General features: G+C 64.6%; 13 protein-coding genes and 1 pseudogene. 7 read left to right on the top strand and 7 right to left on the bottom strand.

The features are described 5' to 3' along the window. Positions 1-87: 87 nt before the first annotated feature. From B5520_RS10435 to B5520_RS10445, 3 genes are read right to left on the bottom strand one after another with little or no spacing between them, the layout of a single operon-like run. Positions 88-1,074: a ribokinase gene (locus B5520_RS10435; protein ID WP_079596991.1), complete on the bottom strand. Its 987-nt coding sequence runs from the start codon at positions 1,072-1,074 to the stop codon at positions 88-90. Next, a complete protein-coding gene (locus B5520_RS10440; protein ID WP_079596992.1) occupies positions 1,071-2,498 on the bottom strand; it encodes a uridine transporter UriT in 1,428 nt (475 codons plus the stop codon). The genes B5520_RS10435 and B5520_RS10440 overlap by 4 nt, the downstream gene beginning before the upstream one ends. Further along, a complete protein-coding gene (locus B5520_RS10445) occupies positions 2,499-3,542 on the bottom strand; it encodes a uridine-preferring nucleoside hydrolase UriH (RefSeq protein ID WP_079596993.1) in 1,044 nt (347 codons plus the stop codon). It abuts the gene before it with no gap. 151 nt (positions 3,543-3,693) lie between these two features. On the opposite strand from B5520_RS10445, the gene B5520_RS10450 reads away from it, so the two are divergent. Together B5520_RS10450 and B5520_RS10455 are read left to right on the top strand one after the other, a co-directional pair. Further along, a complete protein-coding gene (locus B5520_RS10450; RefSeq protein ID WP_079596994.1) occupies positions 3,694-4,737 on the top strand; it encodes a LacI family DNA-binding transcriptional regulator in 1,044 nt (347 codons plus the stop codon). Between the two features lie 49 nt (positions 4,738-4,786). Beyond that, on the top strand, positions 4,787-5,893 hold the full coding sequence (locus tag B5520_RS10455; RefSeq protein WP_079596995.1) for a GTP pyrophosphokinase: 1,107 nt from the start codon (positions 4,787-4,789) through the stop codon (positions 5,891-5,893). An 8-nt stretch (positions 5,894-5,901) separates the two neighbouring features. On the opposite strand, the gene B5520_RS10460 is transcribed toward B5520_RS10455, so the two are convergent. Next, positions 5,902-6,828, bottom strand: a complete 927-nt coding sequence (locus B5520_RS10460; protein ID WP_079596996.1) for a LysR family transcriptional regulator — start codon at positions 6,826-6,828, stop codon at positions 5,902-5,904. A gap of 130 nt (positions 6,829-6,958) precedes the next feature. Here B5520_RS10460 and B5520_RS10465 point away from each other — a divergent pair, with 130 nt between their 5' ends. After that, complete coding sequence (locus B5520_RS10465) at positions 6,959-7,294, top strand: CBU_0592 family membrane protein (protein ID WP_079596997.1); 336 nt, start codon at positions 6,959-6,961, stop codon at positions 7,292-7,294. Between the two features lie 28 nt (positions 7,295-7,322). Here the strand turns inward: B5520_RS10465 and B5520_RS10470 are convergent, their stop codons facing one another. Next, positions 7,323-7,703, bottom strand: coding sequence for a hypothetical protein (locus B5520_RS10470; protein WP_079596998.1), 381 nt, complete (start codon positions 7,701-7,703; stop codon positions 7,323-7,325). A 354-nt stretch (positions 7,704-8,057) separates the two neighbouring features. Between B5520_RS10470 and B5520_RS10475 the strand changes: the two genes are divergently transcribed. The 4 genes from B5520_RS10475 to B5520_RS10490 all read left to right on the top strand — a co-directional run bounded on the left by B5520_RS10475 (position 8,058) and on the right by B5520_RS10490 (position 12,572). Then, positions 8,058-8,483, top strand: a complete 426-nt coding sequence (locus B5520_RS10475) for a YciI family protein (RefSeq protein WP_079596999.1) — start codon at positions 8,058-8,060, stop codon at positions 8,481-8,483. 4 nt (positions 8,484-8,487) lie between these two features. Then, on the top strand, positions 8,488-9,741 hold the full coding sequence (locus B5520_RS10480) for an RNA polymerase sigma factor (protein WP_254865540.1): 1,254 nt from the start codon (positions 8,488-8,490) through the stop codon (positions 9,739-9,741). Between the two features lie 583 nt (positions 9,742-10,324). Further along, positions 10,325-10,732: a hypothetical protein gene (locus B5520_RS10485; RefSeq protein WP_079597001.1), complete on the top strand. Its 408-nt coding sequence runs from the start codon at positions 10,325-10,327 to the stop codon at positions 10,730-10,732. Between the two features lie 19 nt (positions 10,733-10,751). Continuing rightward, entirely contained in the window at positions 10,752-12,572 is a 1,821-nt protein-coding gene (locus B5520_RS10490; protein ID WP_079597021.1) for a glycoside hydrolase family 15 protein, read from the top strand. Here B5520_RS10490 and B5520_RS10495 read toward each other — a convergent pair. Both B5520_RS10495 and B5520_RS22405 read right to left on the bottom strand, forming a co-directional pair. Next, on the bottom strand, positions 12,544-13,533 hold the full coding sequence (locus tag B5520_RS10495; RefSeq protein ID WP_079597022.1) for an HAD-IIA family hydrolase: 990 nt from the start codon (positions 13,531-13,533) through the stop codon (positions 12,544-12,546). The two genes, B5520_RS10490 and B5520_RS10495, sit on opposite strands and share 29 nt — an antisense overlap. A gap of 189 nt (positions 13,534-13,722) precedes the next feature. Continuing rightward, positions 13,723-13,887: pseudogene (locus B5520_RS22405) on the bottom strand (class II fructose-bisphosphate aldolase); the annotation flags it as partial.

Here is a 13,887-nt window from a genome sequence, read left to right on the forward strand (position 1 = left end):
TGGGGCTCTTCTCAGGGGGCGGCTCCGGGACCGCGCGGCAATTTGGCAAGGTAAGGCTATCTTAATTACTTGCCCGGCCTGTAACTGTTAAGGGCCGTGACTCCCCAGCAGGCGCCGTTGGACGTCGGTTACTTCCGGGTACGCCGCCTGCGTGCCTTTCCGGGTGGTGGCCAGGGCCGCGGCCACCGAAGCGAACGCGGCAGCATCGGCGAGCGCATCCCCTGCGGCCAGCCGCACGGCAACCGCGCCAGTGAAGGCATCTCCGGCCCCCGTGGTGTCCACAGCGTCCACCTTGGTGGGCTTGATGAACGTCACGCGGGCGCCAGGCCGGGCCAGCGAGTCCAGCACCACGGAGCCCTGCGAACCCAGCGTCACCAGCACCTGCCGGATCCCCCGCTCCGTGAACCGCTGCCGCACGGCGTCCCACTCTGCGGCGGCGGCCTCAGCGCCCGGCACCGACGCGCCGGCGCCCAGGAACAGCGCGGCCTCGTGCGCATTCACCAGCAGGACATCGGCGAGGACGGCCAGGCCGGCGGGGACCTCCGCGTACGGCGAGAGGTTCAACAGGACTGTTGCGCCGGCGTCGTGCCCTGCCTGCGCGGCTGCCACCACCGTTTCCATGGCGACTTCAAGGCAGAGGCTGACGACGGCGGCGCCGTCCAGGACGTCGCCTGCCTCGGCGACGTCGGCCGGGGAGAGGGTGCCGTTGGCGCCGGCCGAGATGATGATGTTGTTCTCGCCGTGCGAATCCACGGCGATGACCGCGACGCCCGTGGGCTCGCTGGACGTCCGGACGTGCCCCACGTCCACGCCCGCCCCGGCAACCGAGGCGAGCAGCATGTCGCCGTTGGGGTCCTCCCCCACAGCACCGACGAGGCTGACCCGGCCGCCCAGCCGGCCCGCGGCGACGGCCTGGTTGGCGCTCTTGCCGCCCGGGTTCACGGCGAAGCCGTTGCCGTGCACCGTCTCGCCGGGCAGCGGGAGGCGTTCGCAGTAGATGGTCAGGTCCGCGTTCAGGGAGCCGACGACGACGATCCGGCCGGTCTTTCCGGCGCCGGTGGTTCCGCCGCTCATTCGGCCACCTCGGCCTCGACCGGCTTGGGGATCAGCAACGAGGCGGCGAACGCGGCCACGGTCAGGGCCAGGCCCACCACCACAACGGTCAGGTAGGACGCCTGCGCATCGCCGAGTGCAGACGTCGCCACCAGCACGGCGGGCAGGATGAGGAAGCTCAGGCCCGCGCCGAGGTTGAAGGCACCGGCGTTCATGCCGGGCAGGAAGCCGGGGTTGCCTGCGGGCGAGAGGACAACGCCGAGTCCATTGAGCATGATGTTGACCGTACCGGCGTACATGATGCCCAGCAAGACCGTGCCGGCGATCATCAGGGGCAGGCTGTTGAGACCAAGGAACGCGATGATGGCGAGCGCGGCAACACTCCCGAGGAGTCCGATGCGCAGCACTTTGGTGTAGCCGAGGACGGGTGCCAGCTTGCCGCTCAGCGGGCCGACGAGCCAGCCGAGCAGCGCGTACGGTGTGAGGATAATCAGCGACATCTCCGTGGGGCCGATGCCGAAGCCGGGCTCGGCGGCCTGGACGTAGGCGGGGACGATGCCGTTGATCACGGCGAAGATGCCTGTCATGGTGAGGGTGGTGGTGAGCAGCGGCGCCCAGGTGGCACGCTGGCGCAGGTGCACCGTTTCAACCATCGGCTGGCTGGCCCGCTTTTCCGTCCGCCAGAAGGCGAGGAACGCGACGGCGGAGACGGCCACAAGTGCGAGGCTCAGTACGAGGGTTCCGGAGGAGAAGGCGCCCACCAGCTTGGAGCCTTCGTTAAGCGCTGTCAGCAGGGCGCCCACGGCCACCACGATGAAGAACACACCGCGCCAGTCCATGGTGGTGCCGGCCGCCGGCTTGCTCTCGGCGGCGAGGAAGGCGATCAGCGCAGTGGCCACAACAGCAAGGACCACCATCAGCCAGAAGATGCTGCGGAAGCCGTAGTGCTCCGCGAAGTAGCCGCCCACAAAGGAATCGACGCCGGCCACGCCGCCGTTCACGGCGGTGATAAGGCCCATCAGGGTGCCGTATTTGCGGGGGTTGCTGACGGCGGAACGCAGCATGATCAGGCAGAGCGGGACGGTGGGCCCGCTGACGCCCTGGATGATGCGGCCCACGAACAGCCAGGTCACATCCGGTGCCAGGGCTGCGATGACGGAGCCGGCGGCCATCAGCAGCATCATGCCCAGCAGGACCTTCTTGCGGCCGATGATGTCGCTCAGGCGGGGCAGGAACAGGGAGAACAGGGCGGCCGCCGTGAAGAACCAGGTCTGCGACAACCCGATGACGGCCTGGTCCGTTTTAAGTTCTTCGCCCATGGTGACCAGGGCGGGGCTGAGCATGGAGGCGTTGAGCTGGAAGGCCACGCAGGCCGCCAGCAGGGCGATCATCAGCGCGGTGACGTTGCCGCGGCCGGTCTTGGGTTCGGTGATCGTGGCAGTCATTTACTTGACCCCTCCGGCGGTGAGGGCCGTGCCTTCGCGGCGGACGGCGTCGGACGGCTCGCCGATGCGGACCAGCGCGTCGGTGACCAGGTCCCAGAACTTCGTGTGGTCCAGGTCCACCGCAACGCTGGTGTGGCAGTCAGCCGGGGCCGGGGCACGGAAGTCCGCCACGGTCATGCCCAGGGTCAAGGTGCCCTGCAGTTCGATGTTCACCGGCACCTTGCGGGTGCTGACGATGCTGGGATCGATGACGTAGGCCACGGCGCACGGATCATGCACGGGCGGGAAGTCAAAGCCCTGCGCGTCCTTGTAGGTGTGGGCGAAGAAGTCCATCAGTTCCGTGACGAACTTCGCGGGTTTGGTGCCGATGGCCGCGATCTTTTCGACGACGTCCGGGGTGGCCAGCGCCTGGTGGGTCAGGTCGAGGCCCACCATCACCACGGGCCATTTTTCGTTGAAGACGATGTGGGCGGCCTCGGGGTCAATGATGATGTTGAACTCGGCCACCGCGCTCCAGTTGCCCACGTGGTAGCCGCCGCCCATAAGGACAACTTCCTTGACGCGCTCCACGATGCGCGGTTCCTTGCGGGCGGCCAGGGCGATGTTGGTGAGGCCCGCTGTGGGAACCAGGGTGACGGTGCCCGGCTCGTGCGCCATCACTGTGTCGATGATGAGGTCGACGGCGTGGCGGGGGTCCAGTTCGATGGTGGACTCGGGGAGGGCGGGGCCGTCCATGCCGGACTCGCCGTGGATGTCCGGCGCGGTTTCGATGCTGCGGACCAAGGGGCGGCCGCAGCCGGCGGCGAAGGGGACGCCGGTGATGCCGGCGATGGTGCCGACGGCCAGGGCGTTGCGGGTGACCTTTTCCAGGGTCTGGTTGCCCACCACCGTGGTGACGGCCAGCAGGTCGATGGCGGGGTTGCCGTGCGCGAGCAGCAGCGCCACGGCATCGTCGTGCCCGGGGTCGCAGTCCAGGATGATTTTGGTGCGTCCGGGCTGGCTTGCGGGCTGGGGATTTGGTTCCACGATGGTTCTCCACGTCATTGGGGTCCTGCCTGGGGTGGCAGGAGGCTCAGCATTCCGGAGTGATCATGGCACTGTTTCGGCCGTCACGTCAAACGCTTAACGTCGCGCACGTCAAACGCTTGATGCCATGGGTTGCGCGGGACAGCCGTTTAGCTACTAGCATCGAAGTATGGAATCCGTGGAACAGGTGCAGCAGCCGGCGCGCCACCGGCGGATCACGGCCGCCATGGTTGCCGAGCGCGCCGGGGTCTCGGTGGCCACTGTGTCACTGGTGGCCAACGGCAAGACCGCGGGCCGCGTTTCCGAGGACAACATTTCCCGGGTGCGGGACGCCATTGCCGAGCTGGGCTACGTGGTGGACGGCATCGGCAGCTCCCTGGCCAGGGGCGTCAGTTCCATTGTGATCCTGGTGGCCCCGGACATTTCCAACCCGTTCTTCGCCAAGGTCATCGCCGGGGTCCGCGAATCGCTGGGCCCCAGCTACCAGCTGCTGCTGTCCGTCACCGACTCGGGCGAGTTTCCGAAGGCAGCCGACGTCCGCAAGCTGATGTCCCTACGGCCGGCCGGGCTCCTGGTGGATGCGCCGAACGCCGACTTCCTTGAGGACCTGTCCGTCGCCGGGCCGCTGGTGCTGCTGGACGCACCCGGGATGGAGTCGTTCGCGCCGGCCGTGAACCTGGACGTGGCCTCTGGAGCGCGGGAACTGGCCGCGCATCTTGCCGACGCCGGGCATCGTCGGGTGGCCTACCTAGACAGCGTTACCGGGACCACAACCTTCGCCATCCGCCGCGATGCATTCCTGGCCGAGGCGGCGGCGCGCGGCATGACGGTGGATTCCGCCGACGTGCGGAGCACAACCATCGACGTCGGCGCGGCAGCGGCTGCCTTCGCCGACGCCTGGCCGGACTGGCAGCGGAAGGGGATCACCGCCGTCGTCTGCGCCACCGATACGCACGCCTACGGTGTGCTGCAGGAAGCGCGCGTGGCAGGGGTGAAAATCCCGGAGGAGCTGGCCGTGGCCGGCTTCGACGACCTTCCCTACTCCGCCACCAGCAGCCCCGGCCTCACCAGCGTGCACCTGCCCGCCACTCCCCTGGGCCTGAAGGCCGGTGAACAGCTGCGCCGGCTGATGGAAGGACGGGCGCTGGAGCCGACGGACCTGACCCTGGAAAGTTCCCTGGTGGTGCGGGGTTCAACGCTCGCGGGACGCTGAAGGTTACTGCCGCCGTCGTTCTGTCACAGCCCGGCCGTAAGCTGGGAGCATGCCGAGTCACTGGGAAAGCCTGGACGCGCCGCTGCGCGAATCCGTGCAGCACAACGTGGAGATTTACGAGCGCGTCCGCCCTGCCCTGAAGCTGGTCACGCGCGATGTCCTGCTGATCCTGCGGGACATGCTGAAGGACTCCGAAGTTACCCCGCTGTTCGTGACCGGCCGGACCAAAACCGTGGAATCGTTCAAGGAAAAGATTTCCCGGACGGAAGAACCGCTCGAGCCGGGCGGACCTCCCGTGCTGAAGTTCCCGGACCCGTTCCGCACCCTGAACGACATGGTGGGGATCCGCGTCATCACCAAACTGCCGGCGGAAAATGCCGCGGTGGCCAACATCATCAAGCGCCAGCGCCAACTGTTTGACTGCCGGGGGGACCGGGAGAAGGACATCGGATCCATCGAGTCCGGCACCTACGGGTATTCCAGCCGCCACCTGATCCTCCGGACCATCCAGAACGAGGCGGTCAAGGAGTACCAGCAGGTCTTCAACCCGGACATCGCGCCTAACGGCAGCTACTTTTTTGAATGCCAGATCCGCACGATCTTCGCGCACGCCTGGAGCGAGATCGAGCACGACATCCGGTTCAAGGCGGAGGACCCAAGGGCGTGGACCCCGCATTTCGACCGCCAGTTCACCGCGACGGCGGCCATGCTGGAAACCGTGGAAACTGCGTTCGCCGACCTGCACGAACGGTACGAGGAAGTGCGCAGTTTCTGGGACACGGACGGCGAGGGAGCGGCGCCGTTGACCCCCAACCGGATCCGCGACGTGTGGCGCACCCTGCTGCCGCACGTGGACCGGAAAGTGGACGACGACTGGGGCTGGGCTGCCGAGCTCCTCGCCGCCCACGGCCTCAACCAGACCATGCAGCTGGCCGGGCTGCTCAGTGCCAACCGCATCACCGAGGTCCGCAAGGCGCTGGACCACCGCTACTCCCCCGGCCCGGACCGGCTGCTGGATGACCTGCTGCTGTGGCAGTACGGCACCAAGCACATCGACCTCACCGCAGAACCGGCCGACGCCGTCCCGCACCCGCGGCGGGACAGCCTCCTGCGGCGGCTCAAACAGATCGAACGGTACCGGCTGACGAAGAAGTAGGGACGCCGCTAGGAAGATGTAGAGCGCGTGTCGAAGGCCGCGGCCGATTCCCGCAGAAGGCGGGCCACCGTGTCCACGGGCGTGCCGGCGGACCGCCGCCTGTCGAAGCGCCGAAGGACGATGCGCCGCGTACCCAGCCCGGGGACGTCCAGGACGTCAACCCCGTCCTGGACAACGCCCGTCAGCGCCAGGGTGGGCACGATGGCTGCGCCCTCGCCGGCAGCCACCAGTGCCAGCGCGGTCAGCGTGTCCTGATACTGATGCACGGTTTCCATCGGGACACCCGTTGACTGGCGGAGCCGGCCGAGCACCGAGGCGTTGGCGGCTGACGGCTCGACGCCGAGCCACGGAAATGGCAGGCGGCCAAGGTCAATGTTCTCGGTGGTAAGGAGGGCGCCGGCGGGAACCACCAGTTTCCAGGGCTCGTCCAGCAGGGGCTCCTCGGTCATTCCGGCGGACAGCGAACGTTCACCGGACGTCGTCGAATCGAGTTCCACCACCACGGCGTCCAGGGCACGCTGCCGGAGGAGCCGCATGAGGGCGGGGAAGTCGTCCTCAATCATCCGGATCTGCAATTGCGGGTACTGGACTCGCCACTCAGGGAGGCGCGGGATCACCACGGTGCGGACAAAGCTGGTGAAGCCGCCGACGCGCACCACGCCTGCAATGGTGGCGCCGCCTTCGATCCGGGCGCGGGCGACGCTGAGGGCGCGTTCAATCTCTTCTCCGGCTTCGGCTATCGCCAGACCGGCGGGTGTCAGCACCGACCCTTTGGGTGTGCGCAGGACCAGCGAGTGCCCTGTTTCCTCCTCCAGTTTGTTGAGCTGCTGGGAGACCGCAGAGGCCGTAATTCCCAGCTCATCAGCGGCGGCGAGCACGCCGCCGGTACGGGCAATCGCAAGGAGCACACGGAGCCGGCGCGGATCGATATCCATGTTAAGCAGTTCTAAACCATGTCTTCAGAGGAATGCAATTGATCTAAAGCTTGGGCCTGCTCATAATTGCTGCTAAAGGGCTAGTTACGCCGGGTGATTATCGGCTGGGCATCAACTGTGAAGGGACATCATGGAACTGCTGTGGGAAATTGCGGGCTGGGCAGGCGCGGTTGCAATACTCAGCGCGTACCTCGCCGTATCCATGGGTTGGCTCAAAGCCGGCAAGGGCTTCCAGATCGCGAACCTCCTCGGTTCCTGCGCCTTTATCGTGAACGGTGCATTTCATGAGGCATGGCCGTCCGTGGTCACGAACATTGCGTGGTTCCTCATCTCAGCTGTAGCGCTGTTCCGCATGCGCTCCGGGGACGAGGCTGCGGCTACTGGGGGCGAAGCACCGCAGGCGCAGTTCCCTGGCGTCCCGGAGACCGGCCAAATGGCCATTATTGACGCGCCCCGCGCAGCGTAGCTTCACCTGCTCCCCAACGGCAGGCCGCCTAGTCCTGCCCCGCGGCGGCCGGCTTCTCGGACCGGTCAACTGACCGGCGGATACCAACTATCCGGACGGCGACCCCCACAAGGACGAGGCTGATTCCCAGCGTCATCAGAATCCAGACCGGTACCGTAGCGGCATCGATATTCCGGTAGCACTCTGCCGCCAACCCGGTAGTCCGCATCTGCACGTCGGCCATTTCGGCTGCGGTGCTGTTCGGAAGCAGAGGACTGCCGCACAGCGGCCCCACCGTCTTCAGCCCGATAACAAAACTGAGGATGTGCAGGGCGAATCCGACGGCGACTGTCAGAAGCCAGCCGCGCCGCTGGCTAAGCTCCTGATTAATGTCCCTGGTCGCATCTCCCGGAGAATCTCGAACCTCCATACGTAGAGCTTAACGGGAGTCCCGCCTGCCGTGGTGGCGTCCTTGTTGAGGTGGACGCGCCTGTGTGGCGGGAACGGCTACACGTACTGCGTTCATTTATGGATAACCCCTAGGATGACCCTCATGACATCTGATGACGAGAAGGATCCTCCTGTACCCGCCGATCTGGTCGGGGCACCGAAGCGCATCCACCACGATCGGGTTGCCCGAGAGAATGACCGATCCGACTGCACGACCCCTTCGGAGCAGCCGACGGACTAAAAAATTTTTCCTGTCTTGTCGATCTGATGCCGGCCCGTTCGACGCGATAGTAGAAGGACGCATCAGGCGTTCTCAGTACGAAGGAGAAGAACCGTGAAGTTCATGCTGATTATGCGCGCTACCGAAGAGGCAAAAAAGGCCTACGAAGCGGCGGACATTGAACAGATCATCAATGCCATGGGCGCCTACAACGAATCGCTCATGAAGGCGGGAGTGCTGCTCGCCGGTGAAGGGCTCGCCGACGATATGAGCGAGGCTTTCGTTGTTGATTTTTCAGGCGAGAACCCCATTGTTACCGACGGCCCCTACGGGGAGACCCATGAAATGTTCAATGGTTTCTGGATCATCCAGACCGCCAGTAAGGAAGAAGCTGTGCAGTGGGCCAGCCGCTGCCCGCTGGGCCCGGGCAACAAGCTCGAAGTTCGCCGCGTCACCGATATGAGCGACTTTGAAGACTTCTCGGACAACGAATTCCTCCAAAAGGAAGCCGGCTGGCGCGAGGAACTCAACCAGCCCTAGCCGCGTGGCCGACACACCCTCAAGCACCTCCACACCGGCGATCCAGCGCACGCTGGACGCCGTGTGGCGGATCGAAAGCGCGCGGATCATCGCAACGCTTGCCAGGATGACCGGCGACGTCGGCCTCGCGGAAGATCTCGCCCAGGAAGCCCTGATCGACGCCCTCACGCAGTGGCCCGGGTCAGGCGTCCCGGATAACCCGGGCGCCTGGCTTACGGCCGTGGCAAAACGCAAGGCAATAGATAACTGGCGCCGCCGGGACCGGCTCGACGAACGCTACCGTGCAATCGCGCACGACCTTACGGAGATGACCGAGGACCAGTGGCAGCCCATCCCCGATGATGTGCTCAGGCTGGTCTTCATCGCCTGCCACCCGGTGCTCTCCCGTGAGGGGCAGGTCGCCCTGACCCTTCGCACCGTGGGCGGGCTGACCACCGGGGAGATTGCCCGGATGCTGCTGGTTCCCGTCGCCACCGTCCAGCAGCGCATCGTACGGGCAAAGAAGACCCTGTCGGCCGCCCGTGTGCCCTTTGACACCCCCAAGCCGAACGAGTGGAACGCGCGGCTGGGCTCGGTGCTGGCGGTGCTGTACCTCATCTTCACCGAAGGTTATGCCGCCACAGCAGGTCACCAGTGGATCCGGACCGACCTCGCCAACGAAGCGCTGCGCCTTGGGCGTGTGCTTGCCGGCCTGCTTCCGCAGGTGCCCGAAGTCCACGGCCTCGTGGCGTTGATGGAGTTCCAGGCGTCCCGGTTCGCCGCTCGCGTCAAGCACGACGGCACCCCGATCCTGCTCGCTGACCAGGACAGGTCACGCTGGGACAGGACGCAAATAGGACGTGGCCTGGCATCACTGGCACGTGCCGATGCGCTCGGCCGCGGAAGGGGCAACTACTGCCTTCAGGCGGCCATCGCGCAATGCCACGCGACCGCCCGCAGCTTCGAAGAAACCGACTGGAACAAAATAGTGCTGCTCTACGAGGCCCTGGGACGGCTGGCACCCAGCCCCATCGTCGAACTGAACCACGCCGTAGCAGTGTCCATGGCCACCGGCCCTGCAGCCGCCTTGAAGATCGTGGACCGCCTCGTTGCCGGAGGCACCCTCCGCCACTCACACCTGCTGCCAAGCATCCGCGGAGAGCTGCTCTCCAAACTCGGAAGAACCGACGAAGCCAAAACCGAACTGTTGCAGGCCGCCGCGCTCACCGCCAACGAACAACAAAAAGCGGTTCTTCTCGCCAAGGCAGCCACCCTCTGATTATTCGCGCGGACTCCGGGCCAAAGGCCCAGACGGCCGCGCGCCTGCCTGCGCCCGCCCTCTGGCCGCGCCCCATAGAAGGGCTGGCCGGTCCCGAGGGGCAGCAGTGCCGCCATAACCTCCCGTGAAGACTTCATTGCTCGCTTGCGTTGAAGCCTGAATCGACCCATTCGGGGCGATTCCTTTGACTGTGTCCCCTAGCGCCACATACCCGAAGCCATGCGGGCAAGACAACACGATTAATCGATAAAAAAAGCTGGACTATAGGTTTTATAGTGCCGTACAGTTGCTAGTACATAAAAAGGGTGACAGGAATCACATCTGGACTGCTTGATTCGTGCGGCAGTTCGCGTATGTATCCGGTGACCAAGACATTCCAGGAACTTCCAGCAAGAAAGGCAGACACGGCATGACACGAGAAGAAGCTTACGCACGATGCCCCTCGGATTCGTACGTCGAATTTTACGGTGGCCAGTGGCTCGTAGTCCCGCTTGTGCCCGTTGAGCAGCCCGATTTTTTCAGGTGCCTGCCCCGGCCGCCACACAATTAAAAGCAAAGCAACAAACGGCGCAAAGGAGCACCGATGACCGCCACCATCAACGACATGGCCGAGGGCTCGTTCGAAGACCTCCCAACGCCCCTGGCCTGCCCGGCAGCGGACTCCACTTCCCCAGTCTTGACTGTTTCGGTCAACGACGAGGCAGTTCTTACGATTGCCCTTCGATTGCACGACGCGGCATGCCTTTACGGGCGCCTATGCGAACTTCGCGACTTCCACGCGTTGGACAACTACGAAACCGACATCAGGGGCATGTTGACTGCAATGGTGCAGTCCAGTGCTGAAGCTGATAGTCGGGAAATAAGCCCTTGCCGCAGTACAGCTGGGCGGCAGTGGTTCCAGGGCAAATGGCGGTGCACTGATTGCCGCGGTGACGTCCGCTTCAGCGGCGGGAACGGCTGGATTCACCTTCTTACTGCGAGGCAATGCTGAAATGTGAAAAAGTGTGGACATGGCTGCACTCATCGAGGATTACGCGTTGCTTTCGGATCTTCAGACCGGTCCTCTCATCTCCCGTGAAGGCAGCGTGGACTGGCTTTGTTTCCCGCGCTTCGATTCACCGTCTGTGTTCAGCCGCCTTGTAGGTTCTGATGAACACGGTCACTGGCTGTTAGCCCCGAGCGATCCAGGTGCAGCCGTTGTCGACCGGCATTACGTCGAATCCACGTTTGTGCTGCAAACGGTCTGGGAAGCTTCCGGCGGGCGCATCCTGGTGACGGATTTCATGCCCCTGGGAGACAGCAGTTCCTCCCTGGTCCGTCGTGTCACAGGTTTGGCCGGCAGCATGGAAATGCGGCAGGAACTCCGGATCCGGCCAGGATATTCCACTGTCCTGCCGTGGATGAGCCGTGTTATCGACAGTGGGCCGACAGCATCGTTGGTTCTGTTGGCAATGGCGGGTCCGGATGCTTTCGCACTGCGAGGACCCCATCTGCCACAAGCCCATGCGCACGGACATGAAGGAACCTTCCTCGTCTCCGAAGGCGAGACGGTGGATTTCGAACTAGCGTGGTTCCCTTCACACCGCCCCGTGCCGGCTGCGACGGACGTTGACGCCGCCCTCGAAGTAGCTACCGAGTATTGGAGCCGGTGGGGAAGCCACTGCAGGCAAGACGGCGCCTATGGAGGCGCCGTTAAGCGGTCATTGTTGGTACTTCGCGCCCTCACGCACATGGAAACCGGCGGCATCGTCGCAGCGCCTACCACGTCCCTTCCGGAGGACTTCGGTGGACCGCGGAATTGGGACTACCGGTACTGCTGGTTGCGCGACGCAGCCCTGACATTGGAGTCGATGCTGACCCACGGCTATGAAACAGAGGCCCTTCAGTGGCGCAACTGGCTCCTTCGCGCCCTCGCCGGTGACCCTGAGCAAATGCAGATCATGTACGGGGTCGGGGGCGAGCGGGAACTTCCGGAACGCGAACTCACCCACCTTCCTGGCTACGCCGACTCTAAGCCAGTGCGCATTGGCAACGCCGCCGTATCGCAGTTCCAAGCGGATGTTGTTGGTGAAGTGATGGTGGCCCTGGAGAGACTGCGTATGGCCGGAGGAAAAGAGGACCATTTCTCCTGGGCACTTCAGCAGGCACTCTTGGGCTTCGTCGAAAAGCATATCGATGACAGGGACTTCGGGCTTTGGGAGATGCGCGGCGAAGCACAATACTTCACCCACTCCCGGGTCATGATGTGGGCCGCCTTCAACAGCGCGGTCCGGGCGGTGCGGCTGCACGGGCTGACCGGCGATGTTGAGAAGTGGGAGCACCTTCGTGACCGGTTGCGTGAGGAGATCATGCGCCAGGGATTCAACAGGAGCATCGGCTCATTCACGCAAACCTACGGTGGAACTCAAACAGACGCAGCGTTACTGGTGATGCCCCAGGTCGGTTTCCTCCCGTACAACGACGAACACATGCTCGGCACGGTCGCACGGTTGGAGCAGGAACTCCTTACCGGCGACGGCCTTTTGCTCCGCTACCGGACAGAGAGCGGCGTTGACGGTTTGGAGCCGGGCGAACACCCTTTCCTCGCATGCTCATTCTGGCTGGTGGAACAATACGCACGCACAGGTCGGCACGGCGAGGCAAAGACCTTGATGGACAAACTCGTGGGGCTCGCAAACGAGCTCGGCCTGCTGAGCGAAGAGTACGCAAGCGATGAAGGTCGGATGGCCGGTAACTTTCCCCAGGCATTCTCACACTTGACCCTCGTCAGGGCGGCCGACGCCATGCACGGGGTGGACCGGCTCAGCCTGGCTGTCGAAGAACCGGAGTGAACACGATCTCCGGTTTAGCGGCCGGTGCCGTATCAGCGTGGGCCGCCCACCATGCGGCGCAGGCTGCCCGCCAGCTGTTGAGGTCATCTTCAGGGCCGTTGATGCTCAGCACGGAACCCAACACCCTGGCCACTGCCCCGGCACAGGAGTAGGCACCGTCCTCGGCTGTAACTGCCGGGTACTCCTCGTAGAGTTCGCGCAGGGAACGGATCACGTAGCTTGGGCGCTCGTCTACGGGGGCAACGAGTGCCGTTTGGACCGAATCCACGCCCGTGAGGACGAGGACTGTGGCCATCCCTGCGCGGTTTCCACCCAAAATGTCGGTGTCCAGTCGATCGCCAACAACCACAGGGCGCTTGACGCTTGAGTGGCGCGCGGCCGTCTCGAACAGGGCTGCTTCTGGTTTTCCTGCCACCAGAGGCGCTTTTCCGGTGGCGGCGGCAACCGCTGCCACCAGTGATCCGTTTCCGGGAGCGAACCCCCGCTCCTGCGGAAGTGTCATGTCCAGATTCGTAGCTACCCACGTAGCGCCCGCCGTGATCGCGTAGGCAGCCTCTGCCAGGTCTTTCCAGCCGAGTTCGGGCGAAAATCCCTGAATGACTGCGTCTGGCCGGTCATCCGAACTGGGTACGACGACGAGACCTTGTGACCGGACGGAGTCCGCGAGGATCCGACTGCCGACGACGAGTACAGACGCGCCGGCCTCAACCGTGCCGGCGAGCAGCTCTGCACCGGCCAAGGCAGACCCGAACACCTGCTCAGCGGTGGCAGGTGCTCCTAGTTCGCGCAGATGGGCAGCAACCTCCTCGGATGAGCGCGAAGCGTTATTGGTCACGTATGCCAGGCTCTTGCCCTCACCGGCGAGCCTGTCGAGTGCTTCAGTGGCGCCGTCGATCGCCTGCGGCCCGGTATAGACGACGCCGTCCAGGTCCGCGAGTACCCCGTCAAAACCGTCAATCAGCCGTTTGCCGTATACCTCCCCCTCGCCGGCCGGCTCGGGCTTTCGTGTGGAGGCGGCGCCTTCATCCAGCTCCACAGGCAGGTCAATCCGTGGCACTATTTTTTGACGCTTCGCAGCGCATGGCTCCAACTCCGCGAGGAGGTTTACCTCGGTCTCGAGCAGATTATTCCGGTGATGGTGGCCCATGTGTCACAGCTTCTTTCCGGCCGAGCCGAGCTGCCTGGTGGCTTCCACGACGCGGGCTGCGAGGCCGGCTTCTGCGGAGGCGCCCCAGACGCGGGGGTCGTAGGTCTTCTTGTTGCCCACTTCGCCGTCCACCTTCAGGACACCGTCGTAGTTGCGGAACATGTGGTC

This window comes from Arthrobacter sp. P2b, from assembly GCF_900168295.1.
Taxonomy (GTDB): domain Bacteria; phylum Actinomycetota; class Actinomycetes; order Actinomycetales; family Micrococcaceae; genus Arthrobacter.